Source organism: Microbulbifer harenosus (assembly GCF_005771435.1).
Lineage (GTDB): Bacteria > Pseudomonadota > Gammaproteobacteria > Pseudomonadales > Cellvibrionaceae > Microbulbifer > Microbulbifer harenosus.
In genome coordinates this window covers 91996-109012 of the sequence record NZ_VANI01000008.1, presented here as the reverse complement: position 1 = coordinate 109012, position 17017 = coordinate 91996, and the positions used below count along the sequence as shown (strand labels likewise).

At 58.6% G+C, this 17017-nt stretch carries 16 protein-coding genes and 1 pseudogene; 6 read left to right on the top strand and 11 right to left on the bottom strand.

Annotated elements, in window-relative coordinates; translation table 11 throughout:
* Nucleotides 1-30: 30 nt before the first annotated feature.
* Nucleotides 31-339, bottom strand: coding sequence for a transposase (locus FDY93_RS19750; protein ID WP_136783858.1), 309 nt, complete (start codon nt 337-339; stop codon nt 31-33).
* Between the two features lie 95 nt (nt 340-434).
* Nucleotides 435-1205: pseudogene (locus FDY93_RS07945) on the bottom strand (IS110 family RNA-guided transposase); the annotation flags it as partial.
* A 359-nt stretch (nt 1206-1564) separates the two neighbouring features.
* Here FDY93_RS07945 and FDY93_RS07940 point away from each other — a divergent pair.
* Together FDY93_RS07940 and FDY93_RS07935 are read left to right on the top strand one after the other, a co-directional pair.
* On the top strand, nt 1565-2089 hold the full coding sequence (locus FDY93_RS07940) for a GNAT family N-acetyltransferase (RefSeq protein WP_136783856.1): 525 nt from the start codon (nt 1565-1567) through the stop codon (nt 2087-2089).
* An 832-nt stretch (nt 2090-2921) separates the two neighbouring features.
* Nucleotides 2922-3362 carry a GNAT family N-acetyltransferase gene (locus FDY93_RS07935; RefSeq protein ID WP_138235221.1) on the top strand — a complete coding sequence of 147 codons (441 nt, stop codon included), beginning with the start codon at nt 2922-2924 and terminating at the stop codon, nt 3360-3362.
* 252 nt (nt 3363-3614) lie between these two features.
* Here FDY93_RS07935 and FDY93_RS07930 read toward each other — a convergent pair whose 3' ends face one another.
* From FDY93_RS07930 to gshB, 9 genes are all read right to left on the bottom strand, one after another.
* Complete coding sequence (locus FDY93_RS07930) at nt 3615-4667, bottom strand: alpha/beta fold hydrolase (protein ID WP_138235225.1); 1053 nt, start codon at nt 4665-4667, stop codon at nt 3615-3617.
* A 38-nt stretch (nt 4668-4705) separates the two neighbouring features.
* Entirely contained in the window at nt 4706-5959 is a 1254-nt protein-coding gene (locus FDY93_RS07925) for a heme biosynthesis HemY N-terminal domain-containing protein (protein WP_138235220.1), read from the bottom strand.
* Nucleotides 5956-7392: a uroporphyrinogen-III C-methyltransferase gene (locus FDY93_RS07920; RefSeq protein ID WP_138235219.1), complete on the bottom strand. Its 1437-nt coding sequence runs from the start codon at nt 7390-7392 to the stop codon at nt 5956-5958. Before FDY93_RS07920 ends, FDY93_RS07925 begins: the two co-directional genes overlap by 4 nt.
* A gap of 201 nt (nt 7393-7593) precedes the next feature.
* Nucleotides 7594-8394: a uroporphyrinogen-III synthase gene (locus FDY93_RS07915; RefSeq protein WP_138235218.1), complete on the bottom strand. Its 801-nt coding sequence runs from the start codon at nt 8392-8394 to the stop codon at nt 7594-7596.
* A gap of 10 nt (nt 8395-8404) precedes the next feature.
* On the bottom strand, nt 8405-9346 hold the full coding sequence (gene hemC / locus FDY93_RS07910; protein ID WP_138235217.1) for a hydroxymethylbilane synthase: 942 nt from the start codon (nt 9344-9346) through the stop codon (nt 8405-8407).
* Between the two features lie 57 nt (nt 9347-9403).
* Nucleotides 9404-9832, bottom strand: coding sequence for a Holliday junction resolvase RuvX (ruvX, locus tag FDY93_RS07905; protein ID WP_138235216.1), 429 nt, complete (start codon nt 9830-9832; stop codon nt 9404-9406).
* Nucleotides 9833-9903: 71 nt separating this feature from the next.
* The gene (locus tag FDY93_RS07900) at nt 9904-10497 is read right to left on the bottom strand and encodes a YqgE/AlgH family protein (protein ID WP_138235215.1); all 594 of its coding nucleotides are present in this window, start codon (nt 10495-10497) and stop codon (nt 9904-9906) included.
* Nucleotides 10498-10557: 60 nt separating this feature from the next.
* Nucleotides 10558-11487, bottom strand: coding sequence for an energy transducer TonB (locus tag FDY93_RS07895; RefSeq protein WP_138235214.1), 930 nt, complete (start codon nt 11485-11487; stop codon nt 10558-10560).
* 76 nt (nt 11488-11563) lie between these two features.
* Nucleotides 11564-12520 (bottom strand): glutathione synthase, encoded by a 957-nt coding sequence (gene gshB, locus FDY93_RS07890; RefSeq protein WP_138235213.1) that lies wholly within the window; start codon nt 12518-12520, stop codon nt 11564-11566.
* 399 nt (nt 12521-12919) lie between these two features.
* Here gshB and pilG point away from each other — a divergent pair, with 399 nt between their 5' ends.
* The 4 genes from pilG to FDY93_RS07870 all read left to right on the top strand — a co-directional run bounded on the left by pilG (nt 12920) and on the right by FDY93_RS07870 (nt 16886).
* On the top strand, nt 12920-13315 hold the full coding sequence (gene pilG / locus FDY93_RS07885; protein WP_105102769.1) for a twitching motility response regulator PilG: 396 nt from the start codon (nt 12920-12922) through the stop codon (nt 13313-13315).
* Between the two features lie 231 nt (nt 13316-13546).
* A complete protein-coding gene (gene pilH / locus FDY93_RS07880; RefSeq protein WP_138235212.1) occupies nt 13547-13909 on the top strand; it encodes a twitching motility response regulator PilH in 363 nt (120 codons plus the stop codon).
* Nucleotides 13910-13927: 18 nt separating this feature from the next.
* Nucleotides 13928-14470: a chemotaxis protein CheW gene (locus tag FDY93_RS07875; RefSeq protein WP_138235211.1), complete on the top strand. Its 543-nt coding sequence runs from the start codon at nt 13928-13930 to the stop codon at nt 14468-14470.
* A 256-nt stretch (nt 14471-14726) separates the two neighbouring features.
* A complete protein-coding gene (locus FDY93_RS07870) occupies nt 14727-16886 on the top strand; it encodes a methyl-accepting chemotaxis protein (protein WP_138235210.1) in 2160 nt (719 codons plus the stop codon).
* Nucleotides 16887-17017: the final 131 nt, after the last annotated feature.

Genomic DNA, 17017 nt, shown 5'->3' with positions numbered 1-17017 from the left:
GCTGAATCCTTCGCCTGAAGATCAGGCCTCTCAGGAGGTGAAATTAGAGGCAGCGTAATCGAGTGATCGCGACATCTTCTTTGACAAACACCGGGTCTGCGGTACCTGCAGCTCCAGCTCTCCCACACGGGTACGCATGCGCTTGGGCTTGAAGCCGTTGGCGTGGCCTCTACGCCCCTCTGAGCGCTCGTAGGCAGCGGCACCCAAGTACTGCTCTCGCTCTATCAGCATCAGCTCGTTGAGCAGCACTTCCAGAGCTGAAGCCAGGCCATCAAATCCTTGCTCGGATAGGATTTCAGCCATAGCGGTAATTGCGGTATTCTCATTGTCGCAGGTCACGGTTATTTCCTTTTGTGGACTGAACGTTTGGCGACAATCAGTCTAACCGTGGCCTGCTCCTAAATCATGTACAGGCGAATTTACAGAAGGGATGGTGCACTACCTATTTGGTGCCGCCCACCACGTATTCGGCGAACGCCTTGATAACGGCCGCTCTCTCGGTTGATTGGTGCCACCCCGACTAGCGCGGCGATCTCTTTGTTGTTCAGGGTGCCCAGTTCTGGTAGGTCGCTGAGCAGCGTGTAGGCCATAACTTTACCGACACCGGGTACGCTTTGGAGAATTTCGTTTTTCTCTCTCCACTCGTCGGTTTGGGCGATCATGCCATCAAGGGCTTCGTCGATTTTTTCGATCTGCGCTTTGATGGTTTTCAGCATGGCGTTGATACTGACACGCAGCTCTTTAGGCATGATGGATAGACGATTTTTCTCCATTGTCTGCATCTCCATCAGCTGCCGGCGGCGAGCCAGTAAGTCACTGATTTTTCTCTCGTTTTCTGGTGCGATAGAAGTTTGCCCGGGCTTAATGCTGTCGCCAAAATGGGTGATCAGCTGAGCATCGATTTTGTCTGTTTTCGCGAGCTGCCCAATGGCGCCAGCAAACCGTCGTACATGAAGAGGATTGGCGACCACTACAGGTAAATTCTGTTTGGCTGCGGCGAACACGAAGGTGTGTTCCAGGCGACCTGTGGCTTCAATAACGATACGTGTCGGCTGATGTGCTTTGATTCGCTTGATGGCTTCACGAACCCCCTTCGCATCATTGCTGACGGTAAAGTATTCGCCGACAGGGCGGATATAGATATCGAGCTGGGTCTTGCCGGTATCAATGCCGACATTGATTTCATTGTCTTGTGAGATATTCATTGGTAAGTTAACTCTTGCTTGCTATACGAGCTCGAGGCCCTGATGACTATTCGAGTTGTTACTTAGAGTTTATGCGGCGTTCCCACTTGTTAACGGTCTCTCGACAGAGGAGCCAGGCAGGCATCGAACTACCGCATAAAAGGCCTCTGGTTGCAGCCAGAGGTGGGCCTCAATTTTGCCCGTTTTGGGGAGCATGTACACCATACAAGCCGGGCAGTTTGCTCCAGGCCTTCGGCCCTCCGCGGGACAGCTTACCTTATGCATGTTTTGCGCAGGTCGCTGCGCTCCCATTTTTGCGCAAAACACGCACAAGGCAAGCTGCCCCTGCCGGCGGCGTTACGTGCCACTGAGAATCGAGCATGGAAGTAAAATTAGTTTCTGTAAGTGATGCAGCTCTGCTTTCAAAATTTTACGAGGAAAATGAAGCGCACTTGAGCGCTTGGGAACCTAGCAGAGAGGGTGGCTATCATTCCGTAACGGCTTGGGAGCAGCGCTTGGAGGAGTGGAGTTCGGAGAAACTAAATGGAAATTCGGCACATTTTGTTTTAACCGAACCAAATCAGCTCAAAATTATTGCTATTTGTTCCCTCACAAATATTGTGAAAGGTCCGTTTATGGCATGCAATATGGGTTACGCAGTAGCCCAGAAATATGAAGGCAAAGGTTTCATGAAGTTCCTGTGCCAAAAAACCATAGATTATGCGTTCAAAGAACTATCGCTAAATCGCATAATGGCAAACTATATGCCTAGCAATTATAGATCCGCCAAGTTACTAGAAAGTCTTGGCTTCACTAAAGAGGGTGAGGCTAAGCGGTATCTAAAAATAAATGGGTGCTGGGAGGATCATGTTCTTACATCTCTCCTCAGTCCCGGCAACACGTAACAAAGCGCTGCAGGCCGACGGCCAACTTTGTGGTGCGCCGAGCAAAGCTCAGGCGCAGGGGATGTTGATCGACAAGGAGGATGATTAACGGAAACTGTGCGTTGGTTTCCCGTGGGTGCAAGTCCCACCCGGGCAAGGCTGGTCCCCACCCGGAAGCGAGTCTTGGACTGCGCACGGCGACGTTCGCGGTTAAGCGTAGACAGCGAGTCAGTAGGCCACGGTGATTGAGCACCGAAATAGGCAAATCGTGGGAGCCGACGTTTTCACAAAGACGGAAGGCTATAACCATACTCTGTATCGACCTGGAGTATTGGCTCACCGGTGTCGAAGAGCCTGGCATGCTGGCAAGGAAACCCTGGGAACTCGGGAGGTCTGTTTTGTTCCTTGGTGACAACCACCTATGGCCGGTGGTTAATAAATTGGCCCATCGCAGTCAGGTGCCGGATTGTGATAACGGAATTTCAGGCACCAAACCAAGGTACCGCGGCCGAACGATAAAAAGGACGTCCGCGAGAAGATAAAGCAGAAATCGGAGCTTTCCATAGTACCGTTGAAGTGGGCGAACCGACATCCGCCGGGATGTCCGTACAAAACCAACAAAACCTTGAGTGAATGTTCTGTCAAAAATGCTATGAGTTGGAGAGAGTATTTTCGTAGGGTATTTTCGCTTCGGTCTATGTTCAGTTTTGGCTCTTCGTTCGGGCCTTCGGACCTCCGCAGGACGCCCAGCGCTATGCATGTTTTGTGCGGGTCGCTGCGCTCCCAGTTTCGCACAAAATGTGCATAACATTGGCCGCTCTGCTGTGGGCGTTAAGTATCACAAGGAGTTCAGGTGATCGAGACAGTTTCAAAGGAAAATTTGAATGAGGTTTTACCTCTCTTTAGGGCATATCAAGAGTTCTATAAAGTCCAGGATATATGTGACAAAAGGAATGAGGGGTTTCTTTCGAAGTTCTTCCAACCATCAGAGCTTGGTGGTCAATTTCTATTCCGTAAAGAAAATAAAGCAGTGGGCTTCGCCACTGTGTATTTCACGTTCACGTCAACAATTATTTCTAAGGTCGCTATACTGAATGACCTTTACACTCAGCCTGAAAACCGTGGAGAGGGTATTGGGCGTGAGTTAATCGAGCATTGCCGTGAATTCGCAAAGGATAAAGGTGCAGCAAGGTTACAGTGGGTGACTGCTCCAGAAAACAACGCCGCCCAAAAACTATATGATTCAATGGGCCTCGCTAAGAGTTCGTGGTTCTTCTACACCTACAACACTTAACAAGCGAGTACGTGCACAATCGGTTTAAATCCCAGGCGAGTTGAACTGCCATTGCAGTTTTCTGTCGGGAATTGACAGTAACTCGGGAAGAAATTGAGTTTATGAAGTTGGCGGATTCTAGTTTCTGATTCGGGTCGGCGCTGGCGTGAGGCGCCCGCGCTGATTTTTATGCTGCCAGCGGGCATGGCATGAATAGCTGGCAGAATGATCTGTATCGGATTCTTTGTGGTGGCTCAAGTAATTTCTTTTGGTTTAGTTCTTTAGAAATTTGAAAAATGCTTTGATGTAGCGGTCGAAGGATTCATATTGCGGTACATGGCCGACATTTTCTAGCTCTACCAGTTTCGCGTTTGGTATTGCCGTGGCGGCTTGCTTACCTAGCAGGTCGTAGCGACCGAGCGTTGGCTGTGCTGACTTCGGTGCTCGGTTGCGACCGATGGCAGTTTTGTCACGGGTTCCGATAATCAGCAGTGTGGGTACTCTGATGTCGGATAATTCGTACACCACCGGTTGTGTGAATACCATGTCTGATGTGCGTGCGTCGATAATGGCGATCTTCTCGGCATCCTCTCCTATTGTCCAGCCGCCCTGGATATCCAATAGCGAATTGTATTCTGGCTTCCAATTGCCTGCGAAGTAGGCCTTGGTCATGTAATTTTTGACGCTGTTCGGCGTCTGCAGTTTCTCCGCTGCTATGGCGTCTTCAATGGGTTGATAGGGCACAATCTGCTTCCAATCTTCGAGGCCGATCGGGTTGATCAGAATGAGCTTTTCTACTTGTTGCGGATACATGAGAGCGAAACGGGTGGCGAGCATGCCGCCCATGGAGTGGCCGGCGACCAGCACTTTATGAATGCCCAGGTGCTTTAGTAGGGCGTTGGTGTGGTTCGCGAGGGCCTGGAAGCTATATTGGAAAGTAAGCGGTTTGCTGGATTTCCCGAAACCTATCTGATCCGGGACAATGACCCGGTAACCTTGCTCTCTCAGCGCTTCAATGGTTGTCTGCCAGTAGGCGCCGGAAAAATTTTTTCCGTGTAATAGCAGGATGTTTCCTTTGGAATGATCTCCGCTTGGTGTTATGTCCATATACGCCATGCGCAGCTTATCTTGGGCGTTGTTGGTCGGTTGCTGCGCTGGCAGTGTGAAGAAATTCACCGGGTAAGGATAGGGATAGTTGCTGAGCAGGGCATCGCGAGGTTGTACCTGATAATCCTGTGTTTCGCTCGCCAGGCAAAACGGTGCCTGGAAACTGAGAATGGCACACAATGCGCTGCAGATTCCGAATAGAAACTTTCGGCCTTTCATCTTTTTCACTATTTCGTTCGCGACGACTCGGGACGGAATCAATGGGTGCCGGCGCTCAACATGCCTGCACTCTGATCTGGCAGTGGCAATTGGGGCAGGTCGGATACCGCTTGCATCAATCCCTGCTCATAGAGGCGTGCGGCCTGGTCTTTTTCGCCGAGGGCATACAGCAACCGCGCGAGTTCCGCGGAAGTGGCGGGATCGGAGCGCAGCAGCAGGCTCTTTTCAAAATACTGCCGGGCCTTGCCCCAGATTTCGTTGCGCAGACACAGGCGGCCAAGACAGGTGAGGAGGTCGGCATTTTCACCGTATTCTTTCTGCCAGCCGTCGGCGACGCCCAGTTGCTGGCTGGCATCGGCACCGGTGAGATTGCCGTACAGGCGCACTGTATCGCCGCGCCATTCACGATTGAGAATCCAGCGCAGGTGTTTTTCTGCTTCCATGTCGTCGCCGACTTTGTGCAGCATTTCGCCGTAGAGGTTGCGTAGCTCGATATTGCGCTGCCAGCGGCCATTGAGGCTCTGCCAGATTTCCCGCAATTTTTCCGCATCCTTCCGATTCGCCGCATCCCGCAGTAGGTTCTGGTACACCTCGAGTTCGAGTTGTTGCAGCTGGGATTCCGGCATGGTGCCGTATTTTTCCAACCGTGGCAGCAGTTCGCGCAGGCCGTTCCATTCGCCGATGTGGTAGTAGGCTTGGCGCAGCAGTTGCAACAGTGCGGGGTGATTGGGCTCCTGCTGCATGGCGCGCTGCAGGCTGGCGATGCATTGCTCGTAGTGCTTGTCGAGCAGTTGCATACGCGCCTGGCTGATGGCGACGGCGAGCTGGGTGTCGTCGCCGGTGGCCTCTGCTTTCGCGAGCAGTTCGTTGGCTTCGTCGCGGTAACCCAGCTCGAAGGCGCTGCGCGCGGCGGCGAGGTAATTGATGATTGGCGCATCGGAGCGAGCGGCGCTTTTCAGCAGCAAGCGGCGCGCGCGCGCCCAGTTGCCTTCCATGTATTCGACGAGGCCGTTGGTGAGGCGGCGTCGCGCGGTGCGACTGCGGCCAAAGCGGATCCGACTGACGCTGCCCTCAATGACGCGCGCAATGCTGCGCAACAGCCAGATGAACAGGAACAGTGCGAGGATTGCCAGTGCAAGTCCGCCCACGGCAACCCAAAGGTTCATTTCAATGCGTTTGCCGCTTTCACCGCCCACCATCAATAGCAGATAGCCAGGGTAGGAGCGCATGGCTTCTGCCAGCAGCGCGCCACCCAGCAACAGAATCAGGGTGAAAAATAAAAAGCGTTTCACGGTTGAATGCCTCCGTTACTGCTGTCCGGTAATTGCCCGGAGGAGACCTTGTGCATTCTGTCGATGTAATTGCGCAGAGCGCTCTGTGAGGCACTGAGATTTGGCAGGTCGGTTGTGATTTTTTCCTGGGCCAGTGACTCCAGTTCGCCCAGAATCACCTGGCGCTGAGGGTTGTCGACACCGTAGTCGAGCAGTAACTGGCGGGCGTGGTTGAGAGAGTCCTTGTACACGGCTTCGTCGGCGCGCAGCACCGCGAGTTCCGCTTGTTCCATGTTCAGGCGCAGGCTCTGGCGGAAGCGGGTTTCGCTTTGGGGCGACAGCAACACCGGGTCCACCTCGCCATCGCGAATGCGCACGGAGCCCTTGAGAAAATCGACGAAGTTGCTCCAGCTGGAGCGGAAGTGATTTTCGCCCACATCCTTGTTTTCCGCCTGATATTGCGCGGCGGCGGCGTCGTGTTGGGCGAGATCGAACTGGGGCTGGATATTCAGTTTGGTCATCTGCTCTTCCAGCGCGCGCAGGCGCAGATATATGCCTTCGCGGTCGACATTTTCCGCGAGCTTGAGCGCGGTGATGTCGCGAGCGAGCTGCTGGCGCACGCCGTACAGATCCGGAAGGTCCACATTCCGCACGATGGTATCCACTTCCTGCAGCAGGCCGAGGGCGGCGCGACTGTCTTGTTCCAGCATCAGGCGCTGGTTGGCGAGCCGCAGCAGGTAATCGGCCTCCGCCAGCTGCCAGTCCTCGCGGCTGGCATTGCCCAGTTGGCTGAGGCGGTTGCCCTGGGCGGTGACGTTGCGCTGTAGTCCCGCGAGCTGCTGCTGCAGTTGTTGAATGGTCTGAGCTTGCTGCGCGAGCTGCTGGCGTAATTCACCGATTAGCTGTGCGCTGTGGTCCTGGGGAGGAACCGGTGCCGTTGCCGTAGGGGGTGTGGGGCGGGGGGTGTCTGGCTGCGGTATCGGTTGCTCTGGTGTCGATTGTGCGGTGGCAGGTGCGTCGGCGTTGGGCTGGTCGGTGGTTGGCGGTGTCACCGGCGCGCTTTCGGTCTGGGCCGTTGGATTGGTGCCCGACACACTACGCGCGTCGCTGGTGCTCGCGGTGCGTTCATTTGTCGTTAAGTAGCGGCCGATCACGGGCAGGGTTTGCAGTTGCTGGCTGACCTGTTGACGCATGCCGGGAAGCAGGTACCAGGCGGCGACCGCGGCGGCGATCAGGGTGAGCAGCAGCAACCACAGCCAGAGCCAGCCGCTGCGTTTTTTTGCGGTGCGCGTTTTCGAAGAGGTCTCCGTCGTTTTCCCGCTGTCGGCTTTGGCGAAATTACTTTTGGGTTCGGCCTTGCGGGTGACCAGCGGAATCTCTTGCCTGGCATCCGGGGTGCCGCTGCTTGCGCCGGTGTCCGTACGGGAGGAGGGCGGGACTTTTTTATCGCTCATGTCTATCGCTCAAAGACTTGTCTGCTCAGGGTGGGCGCCGGAAGGCGCGAACTTATGCCGGATGTGTCACAGGCGGCGCGGATGCCGAAGAAATTTTGTCGCCAAATTATAGCGACTGAAGCCAGTCTTTATACGAAGTCTGGCGCGGAAATGAAATTTTTTACCGAGGATGGCGCGAAACCGGGAATCGCGGGCGGGCTGTTAGACGGGGTGCCCAGCGGCGAGCACCGATTCCAGCGCTGCCAGCATGGCGTTGTCGCCGGCATTGGTGGCCGCGTGGGCGCTGGCGAAGCCCAGTTCTCGGGCGCATGTGGCGACACGCTGACTGGGGCAAATTAGCGGGCACTGCAGCAATGTCTGACGGCCGGTGGCGCTGAGGGCGGCGGCGAAGTTGTCGAGGGTTTCGCCACTGTGTACGGCGATGGCGTCGGGCAGATGCGCATAGGCGCGCAGTTGTTCTACGGCGTCGGCGGGGAGCAGGCGCTGGTACAGCTCGCAGTATTCGAGGCGCGCGCCGCGGGCCTTCAGGGTATCGCCCATCAAGGTGCGCCCGCCCTGGCCGCGGAAAATCACGACACGCTGGCCCTGCGGATTCCGCAGCGCGGGCAGATCCAGCAGCGCTTCCGAATCCATCGGGCTTGCGTCCGCTTCGAGCGGGTCGCTCTCCGGCTCGGCGCCGCGCGCGCGGATGGCGCGGGCGGTGGCGGCGCCGATGGCGTAGTAGCGCGGTCCCTGGGGCAGCTGCGGCCAGAAGTCATCCAGCCAGTCGAAGGCGTACTGCACCGCGTTCTGGGATACGAAGATAGCGTGTTCGAACTGGTCGAAATCCATCACCAGATTGCGGATCGCCTGGGCCTCGTCGCCGCCGGTAATCGGCGCAATTTCCAGCAGCGGAATGGAATCCACCCGGGCGCCGCGCGCCCGCAGCAGATCGCGAAAGCCATCGCTCTGGTGGGCGGGGCGGGTGATCAGGATGCGCCGGTCGGCGAGTGGGCTGGTCACGGGGGCGCAATCAGATCGCGGCGAGTATTTCGTCGGCGCCGGCCTGCAGTAGTTGCTCGGCGAGGCGGATGCCGAGGGCTTCGGCCTCTGTCGCATCGCCGTGCACTTCCGCATGCAGCATGGTGGTGCCATCGGGGCTGCCCACCAGGCCGCGCAGGTGGAGGCCGCCGTTGCCGTCGAGCAGCGCGTAACTGCCGATGGGCACCTGGCAGCCACCGTTCAGGCGGCGCACTACGGCGCGCTCGGCGGTTAGGCGGATGCTGGTGTCGGCGCAGTGCAGGGGGGCGAGCAGCGCTTCCAGCGCCGGGTCGCGGCGGGATTCGATGCCCACGGCGCCTTGGCCGCCGGCGGGCAGCAGCACTTCCGGTTCGATATAGGCGGCGATCCGCGCGCGCATTTCCAGGCGCAGCAGGCCGGCAGCTGCGAGGATGATGGCGTCGTAATCGCCGGCATCCAGTTTGGCCAGGCGGGTGTTGACGTTGCCGCGCAGGAACTTCACATGCAGGTCCGGACGCACCGCCAGCAGCTGGCACTGGCGACGCAGGCTGGAGGTTCCAACCACCGCACCCTGCGGCAGCGCTTCGATAGAGTCGAAGTGATTGCTCACAAAGGCATCGCGGGGATCTTCCCGTTCACAGATGACCGGCAGGTGCAGGCCTGCGGGGAACTCCATCGGCACATCCTTCATTGAGTGCACGGCGATGTCGGCCTGGCCGTCGAGCATGGCTTTCTCAAGTTCTTTTACAAACAGGCCCTTGCCACCCACCTTGTTGAGGGGAATATCCAGCAGCTGGTCGCCGCGGCTGGTCAATGGCAGCAGTTCCACGCTGAGCTCGGGGTGGTGCAGCTCCAGCTGTTGTTTGACGTAGTTGGCCTGCCACAGGGCGAGGGCGCTCTCGCGGGTGGCGATGCGGATCTTGCGGATGGTGTGGTTTGCGGGGGAATCGGACATGCGCGGGACTGTCGTGGTTGGGAATTCGCGCGCAAGTTTACCAGTTTGCGCGCGGGATTACTGACCGCTGTACTGGCGCAGCCAGTCCTCGAGGAAGATGCGCGCGGCGATGGAGTCCACCGGGTCGCTGGCGTAATGGCCGCGGTGGCCGCGCCCGCGGGCCTCCTCCTTGGCGGCGTGGGTGCTGAGGCGTTCGTCGGCGTACTCGACCGGCAGCCCGAGGCGGCCGTGCAGGCGCTGGCCGAACTTGCGCGCGCGCGCGCCGATTTCGCTCTCGCTGCCGTCCATGTTGAGCGGCAGACCCACCAGCAGTAGTCGCGGCTGCCATTCGTCCACCAGGCGTTGCACCTTGTTCCAGTCTGGTTGGCCGTCCTTGGCGCGCAGCGGATCCAGCTCGCGGGCGCTGCCGGTGAGGCTCTGGCCGTAGGCGACGCCAATGGAGCTGGTGCCAAAATCGAAGGCGAGGACGGTGAAGGGTTTGCTCATGGGAAAGAGGCTTGTCGGGTGCGTTTGTTGTCGGTCTTCAGGTGATGTCGGTGTTCAGGTGATGTCGGTGTTCAGGCGTGACCAGACTGGGAGCTTATTCCAGACAGATCGATTCCATGGCGTGCGGCGGCGGTGTGCCAGCGCTTTTCCATGGGCGTGGCGAACAGAATTTCCGGTTCCGCCGGCAGCGTCAGCCAGGCGTTCTCGGCGATTTCCTGCTCCAGTTGCCCGGGGCCCCAGCCGGCGTAGCCCAGTGCCAACAGCACATCGTCCGGGCCGCGGCCGGCGGCGAGGGATTCGATGATGTCTTTTGACGCGGTGAGGCTGATGTCGTCGGAAACCTCGGCGGTGGAAGCGAATTGCATACCGCGCCCATGCAGTACAAATCCTTGTTCCTGTGCCACGGGGCCGCCCACCAGTACCGGTTCCTGACCGCGCAGGCTGGCGTCTTCCAGCTCCAGCTGGCTGAACACCTCGCGCCAGGTAATGCGGCTCGGTGCGTTGACGACGATGCCCATGGTGCCTTCGCTGCTGTGCTCACAGATGAACGTCACCGCCTGCTTGAATCGCGGGTCCTGCATGCCGGGCATGGCGATGAGGAACTGGCCGCGCAGGCTGTTGTGGGTGAGATCGCTGTCGAGGTTCTGCGGATGTTTAAAATGCATGGGGCTTAGTTTAGCTGTTTCGCTGCCGCGGGTGCGGCGAATATGCGTGAAGGTCGCGGATCAGCCGCGGCCGGGGGTGTCCTCGGCGGCGGTGGAAAATCCAGTCATTTCAAAGCGCCAGGTGCGGATGATCTCAAGACGGTCGGCCTGTTTGCGGATTTCCGGTGGGAAGGGCGCGAAGGGCGCGGCGAGACGCACGATTTGTTGGGCGGCGTCGTCGAGGATGCGTTCGCCGGAGGATTCAAGGATTACCACTTCCTCCACCGCGCCGGAAGGCAGTAGTCGCACCATCATGCGCAGGTCTCCGGTGATCTGGCGCGCCAGCGCTTCTTCGGGAAAGTTGTCGTTGCCTATGGCCTCCACTTTCTGGCGCCAGTCGTGCAGATACGCTGCGTCTGCCGCGGCCTTGGTGGCGACCGAAGTGAGTCTGCGCACCCGCGGGCGCTGGGCGATGGTCTGGCGAATTTTATCGAGGCGCGCCTGCAGGCTGGCGATTTCGGGGTTGGTGGGTGGCAGGTCGCTGGGGGCGTCGCCGCGCTTTTCTTCCGAGCGCTTGTCTTCCGCCGGCAGTTCCGGCGCCTGCTCGGGGCTGTCGTCGACAGTGGTGATCAGCTGGCGCAGTTGGTCCGCAGGGCGCGCGGCTTGCTGTTGGGGCAGCGGGTTGACCTGGCGGATGCTGGTGTCGGCCATTTCCGCCTGGCGGTCGGTGGAAAGTTCTTTAGGGGCTTCGGCGGTGCCGCTCGCCTGCTGATTGTGCTGGGCCAGATAGTCGGCGTCTTCTGGGGCATCCAGGGAGCGATGCTGGGCGAGAGTGACCTCAAGGGTAGGCGGGGCCTCTTTCGCTTCGGGTGCGCTAAAGGCCACGCCAAAGATCACCAGTGCGTGCAGCGCGCAGGCCAGAAACAGGGCAAAGGTAAAGCGGTCGCCCTGGCTGGGGGGCGTCGTGCTGACGCCCGGATTGGTATGGAGTTGGCTGGCGGCTGCGGTCATTGTGGTTATTGCTTTACTGCTGCTTTGTTATCGGAGGCTGCGGTCGTTGCTACCGTGCGTGACGACAGGCGCCAGTTTATCCCTTTTTGGCCAGCCGGTCTGTGATGGCGCGCATCAACAGTCCGCCGATGTCGGTGCCGTAGGCGGTGTCGATTTCGCGCACACAGGTTGGGCTGGTGACATTGACTTCGGTCAGGTAGTCGCCGATCACATCCAGGCCCACAAACAACAGACCTTTTTCCTTTAGCGTGGGGCCGACTTTGCGGGCGATTTCAAGATCGCGCGCGGTCAGTGGGCGCGCCTCGCCGCGGCCTCCGGCGGCCAGGTTGCCGCGGGTCTCCCCCGCTTGGGGGATGCGCGCCAGACAGTAAGGTACCGGCTCTCCATCCACCATCAGGATGCGCTTGTCGCCGTCCTTGATTTCGGGAATATACCGCTGGCCCATGATCTGGCGCTTGCCGTTGTCGGTGAGGGTTTCCAGGATCGCCCCTAAATTGCCGCCTTCTGGTTTGACATGAAAAATGCCGGTGCCGCCCATGCCGTCGAGGGGTTTGAAAATGGCGTCCTTGTGCTCGGTGTGGAAGGCGCGCAGTTGTTGCATGTCGCGGCTGACGATCAGCGGCGGAATGCAGTCCGCGAAGTGGGTGGCGAAGATTTTCTCGTTGCAGTCGCGCAGCGACTGGGGCTTGTTGGCCACCAGGGCGCCGGCGCGCTCGGCGGCTTCGAGAATATACGTGGAATAGATGTACTCATTGTCGAAGGGTGGATCGACCCGCATCAGAATTACATCAAGTTCGCCCAGTTCCACCGGCCGGCGCTCACCGAGTGTGAACCAGTTTTGCGGGTCTTCGAACACTTGTAGTGGCGAACCGTTACCCATGGGCTTGCCGCCGTCGAGATACAGGTCGGACTGCAAAAAATACTGCAATTCAAAGCCTGCGCGCTGGGCTGCCAGCAGCAGGGCGAGGGTGGTGTCTTTTTTGTAGGTGATGTTGGCGATGGGGTCCATGACCACGCCGAGAGTCTGGCTCATACCGGTTTCCGTATGCTGAATCTGCTGTGATGAATCCGAAGCGACCGGATTGCCAAGCCTGGAGAAAATGCCGGCGGTCGCGGGGGAGAATTCAGAGTCTGCCTCTGAATGTGTCTGGTGGCAAAGGTAAGAGCAGCGGGCGAGGTCTGCAAGCTCGTGTGTGGCAATGTCATCGGGTGGAACTGCGGTCTTGCTCACAAATTAATCATTGCCTGCCGTACACCCCGGCCGTCGCTAGATTCACTGTGGTATCTGTGATAAAAGTTTCCCCCTGATCTGCGCCCGCCGGCCGCGGCCATACGCAGCGACGATCGGACCCCGTCAAGAGGTTGCACATAAAGGCATGAATGCATCAGCAGCGTGTCTTAAAAATAAGTAAAGGGGACTTGGGAACACACTATGGAGCTCAACTGGGAAAGTCTCACCGTGATGGTGATCGACGACAGTAAAACCATTCGTCGCACCGCGGAGACGCTGCTGCAGAAAGCGGGCTGTACGGTGGTTACCGCCACTGACGGCTTCGACGCCCTGGCAAAGATCGCGGATTCGCGTCCGGACATCATTTTTGTAGACATCATGATGCCGCGACTCGACGGCTATCAGACCTGTGCGCTGATCAAGAACAACAGCGAATTCCGCAGCACGCCTGTCATTATGCTGTCGAGCAAGGATGGCCTTTTCGACAAAGCCAAGGGACGCGTGGTGGGCTGTGATCAGTACCTCACCAAGCCGTTCAGCAAGAGTGAGCTGCTGGGCGCGATTTCTGCACACGCCAAACCGCACCACGCTGCCTGAGAGATGGATCTCTCCGCGAGTGTGATACTTTCCGCGAAAATGGCGTAGACTATCGCGTCTGCCCTTCTTGATGTGCTGCGCACTCATAGAAGGGCAGGAAAGTTAAGAAAGTTAGCACCAAATAACAAAGTGTGTGGTCGCGCCCGATAGTTTTGAGCGCGATCGGTACCAACAACAACCGCCGGGCAAAAGAGCGATGCCGCAGGCGGAAACACCATCTCGGGGGAAATGATGGCCACTGTGCTTATCGTCGATGATTCGCCAACTGAAACTCACAAGCTGACCACAATTCTTGAGAAGAATGGCCACTCCGTACTGACCGCCACCAACGGCGAAGCCGGTGTTGGCGTTGCCCGCGAACAGCGTCCCGACGTAATCCTGATGGATATCGTCATGCCGGGGCTGAATGGGTTCCAGGCCACCCGCCAGCTGAGTAAGCACGGGGAAACCAGTGGTATTCCCATCGTTATTGTGACCACCAAGGATCAGGATACCGACCGTGTGTGGGGCATGCGCCAGGGCGCGCGTGCGTATCTGACCAAGCCTGTGGACGAGAGCAAACTGCTCGGCACTATTGAGGAGGTGTTGGCCTGAGGCCGACGTTGAGTGCCCGTGCAACCAACACTTACCCCCTATCTTGCGCTGGTTGATATTGCCAACCGTGCAAAAGCACAGTCAAAGGGGCTGCCCGCCCGCCAGGAGGTCAAGCCCTACTGGACGGGCATCGGATTTTCGATCCTGGGGCAGCGCTTCGTTGCCTCCATGGAAGACGTGGTGGAACTGCTGGAAGTACCTCAGTACACCTTTATTCCCGGAGTTCAGCCCTGGGTACGCGGGGTCGCCAACGTGCGCGGGCGCCTGCTTCCGCTGATCGATCTGGCGGCATTCTTCGGCGGACACCTGACCAGTCCGCGTCAGCGCCGCCGGGTGCTGGTGCTGGAGCAGGAAAAACTCTATGTCGGCCTGATTGTCGACGAGCTTCACGGTATGCAACACCTCGCGTTGGAATTCGGCAAACTGCCCCCGGCAGATCTCACCGACTCCTTTGCGCCCATGATCAGCGGCCAGTTTGAATTGCAGCAGGGGCGCTGGCTGGTATTTGACCTGCAGGCCCTGGTCAACGATTTTCAATTTGCGGATGCCGCGGCTCACTGAGCGGCGGTTTTCTGTTTTCGGGCACTCCTGTTTCAGACCGCTCTGGATCCGGGTGCCACTGAGGTGGGGCGCAATGTGTGCGCCAAACCGGTTGCAGTGGGTGGCTCAGGCTACTCAACCGCACAAAACCCGTCGTCGGCAAGCGCCGTTTTGGGGTACCCACAACGTTGGGTGAAAGGGGATGTGAGGCCGCGAGGTCTCGAAAGTGGTAATAACAAGAATTTGGCCTTGGGCACAGGTCCGCCAGGAGTAAATTATGAAAACAGGCTCCCAGAGTTCATTTTCCGCGCTGCGCAGTAACCCTGCCGCGCTGTTTATGGGTTTGCTGGTACTCGCCACACTGGCGGGACTGATCGTCAGCATCTACTTGGTGCAGAGCTACGGCGACCGGGACCAGAGTTACCAGGAAGATGTGGCGGAACTGCGCGCTCTATCCTACCAGATGGTGTCCTACGCACCGGCCGCTACTGCCGGTGATGAGCAGGCCTTCGCCGACCTGGAAAAAGTAGTCAACCAGATGGCCGCGACATGGAACGAGCTGCAGGGTATGGATCAGGGCAGTAAGCGCGCCCTGGAGCAGGAGCTGGCGGTCTACGGCCAGGTGTGGCGGCAGATGCGCGAGCAGGCCGACACCATTATCGGCAACAAGGATTCGATCATCTTCCTGAACGATGTGGCGAGCACCCTGAACGACTCGCTGCCGGAGCTGCAGGCGGAGCACAACAATATCGTGGAAATCCTGCTGGCCAACAATGCCCCGGCCAACCAGGTGGAGCAGGCCCAGCTGCAGGTATGGCGTGCCGAGCGTATCGGCCGGAACATCGACAAGATGCTGCGCGGTGGTGACGACGCGGAATCTGCCGCGGACCAGTTCAACACCGATGCCAGTCTGTTCGGTAAAGTGGTTGAAGGCATGAAGGGCGGTGACGTGGTGATGGGTATTTCCCGCGTAACCGACACTGAGGCGCGCGAGTCGCTGGATGAAATTACCGAGCTGTTTGAGTTCGTAAGCTCCTCCGTGCGCGAAATCTTCGAAGCCACTCCGGCACTGTTCGCCACCCGCCAGGCGGCGGATGGTATTGCGGCCTCCTCGCCGCAATTGCTGGAAGCCCTGTCTGTACTGAACGACCGTATCGGCGGCCTGTCCGGCGAGCGCCAGCCCAACAACCAGACCATCTTTATCGTTGCCGCCGTCTTCGTACTGTTGATCTTCGTGATGATGATCCAGGCGTTCTCCGGCACCCGCCGCAGCCTGCGCGCAGAATCCGAGACCAACGAGCGCAACCAGCAGGCGATTATGCAGCTGCTGGACGAACTGGCGGACCTGGCGGACGGTGACCTGACCACGTCCGCCACCGTAACCGAGGCCTTCACCGGTGCGATTGCGGACTCCATCAACTACACCATCGACCAGCTGCGCGTACTGGTAAGCCGAATCAACGGCGCGGCGCAGGAAGTGTCGTCCCTGTCCCAGGAAACCCAGCAGACCGCCCTGCATCTGGCCGAGGCATCCGAACACCAGGCCCAGGAAATTGCCGGCGCCTCCGCGGCGGTGAACGAAATGGCCGTGACCATTGACCAGGTATCTGCCAACGCCGCCGAATCTGCCCAGGTAGCGGAGCGCTCGGTACAGATCGCGAGCAACGGCGCCAAGGTGGTACAGAACACCATCAAGGGCATGGATACCATTCGCGAGCAGATTCAGGACACGTCCAAGCGGATCAAGCGACTGGGTGAATCTTCCCAGGAGATCGGTGACATCGTAAGCCTGATTAACGACATTGCCGACCAGACCAACATTCTGGCTCTTAACGCGGCGATCCAGGCCTCTATGGCGGGCGACGCGGGCCGCGGTTTCGCGGTGGTTGCGGACGAGGTTCAGCGCCTCGCGGAACGCTCCGCAGCGGCTACCAAGCAGATTGAAGGCCTGGTAAAAGCGATTCAGTCCGATACCAACGAAGCGGTTGTGTCGATGGAATCCACCACCACCGAGGTGGTGCGCGGTGCCCGTCTGGCGCAGGACGCGGGTGTTGCCCTGGAAGAGATCGAAACGGTATCCACCAACCTCGCGTCGTTGATTCAGAACATTTCCAACGCGGCACGCCAGCAGGCCTCTTCCGCAGGTCACATCTCCAACACGATGAACGTGATTCAGGAGATTACCTCGCAAACCTCCGCCGGTACCCAGGCCACCGCCCAGTCCATTGGTAATCTGGCCCAGACCGCTTCCGCTCTGCGCGACTCCGTTGCCGGCTTCAAACTGCCGAGCAGTGACGAAGTGGAGGCTGATGGTGAGCTGTACGATGGCGACCTGGCCCAGCTCTCGGAGGAGTTCCCGATGCTGGACGACGAGGCCGCAGATGACGAGCTCGATATGCTCACCGCGGAAGAGCGCAGCGACCGGGCGATGGCCTGAGCGACCGCAGATACTGATAACGCAAAGCGGACCTCCCCGCGGCCCGCAGGTGCGGGGGAGGTGCAGAGCAGCAGGCGCGCAGAGTAAGCAATTTCTAGCCCCTGCCAGCGAGCAAACTGAATTACCGAGGA

Bases quoted from the DNA above. Each gene is read 5' to 3' on its own strand.
- FDY93_RS07940 (WP_136783856.1), top strand. From the start codon at position 1,565: ATGGAAGTAAAATTAGTTTCTGTAAGTGATGCAGCTCTGCTTTCAAAA.
- FDY93_RS07930 (WP_138235225.1), bottom strand. From the start codon at position 4,667: ATGAAAGGCCGAAAGTTTCTATTCGGAATCTGCAGCGCATTGTGTGCC.
- FDY93_RS07920 (WP_138235219.1), bottom strand. From the start codon at position 7,392: ATGAGCGATAAAAAAGTCCCGCCCTCCTCCCGTACGGACACCGGCGCA.
- hemC (WP_138235217.1), bottom strand. From the start codon at position 9,346: ATGTCCGATTCCCCCGCAAACCACACCATCCGCAAGATCCGCATCGCC.
- ruvX (WP_138235216.1), bottom strand. From the start codon at position 9,832: ATGAGCAAACCCTTCACCGTCCTCGCCTTCGATTTTGGCACCAGCTCC.
- FDY93_RS07900 (WP_138235215.1), bottom strand. From the start codon at position 10,497: ATGCATTTTAAACATCCGCAGAACCTCGACAGCGATCTCACCCACAAC.
- FDY93_RS07895 (WP_138235214.1), bottom strand. From the start codon at position 11,487: ATGACCGCAGCCGCCAGCCAACTCCATACCAATCCGGGCGTCAGCACG.
- gshB (WP_138235213.1), bottom strand. From the start codon at position 12,520: ATGAGCCAGACTCTCGGCGTGGTCATGGACCCCATCGCCAACATCACC.
- pilG (WP_105102769.1), top strand. From the start codon at position 12,920: ATGGAGCTCAACTGGGAAAGTCTCACCGTGATGGTGATCGACGACAGT.
- pilH (WP_138235212.1), top strand. From the start codon at position 13,547: ATGGCCACTGTGCTTATCGTCGATGATTCGCCAACTGAAACTCACAAG.
- FDY93_RS07870 (WP_138235210.1), top strand. From the start codon at position 14,727: ATGAAAACAGGCTCCCAGAGTTCATTTTCCGCGCTGCGCAGTAACCCT.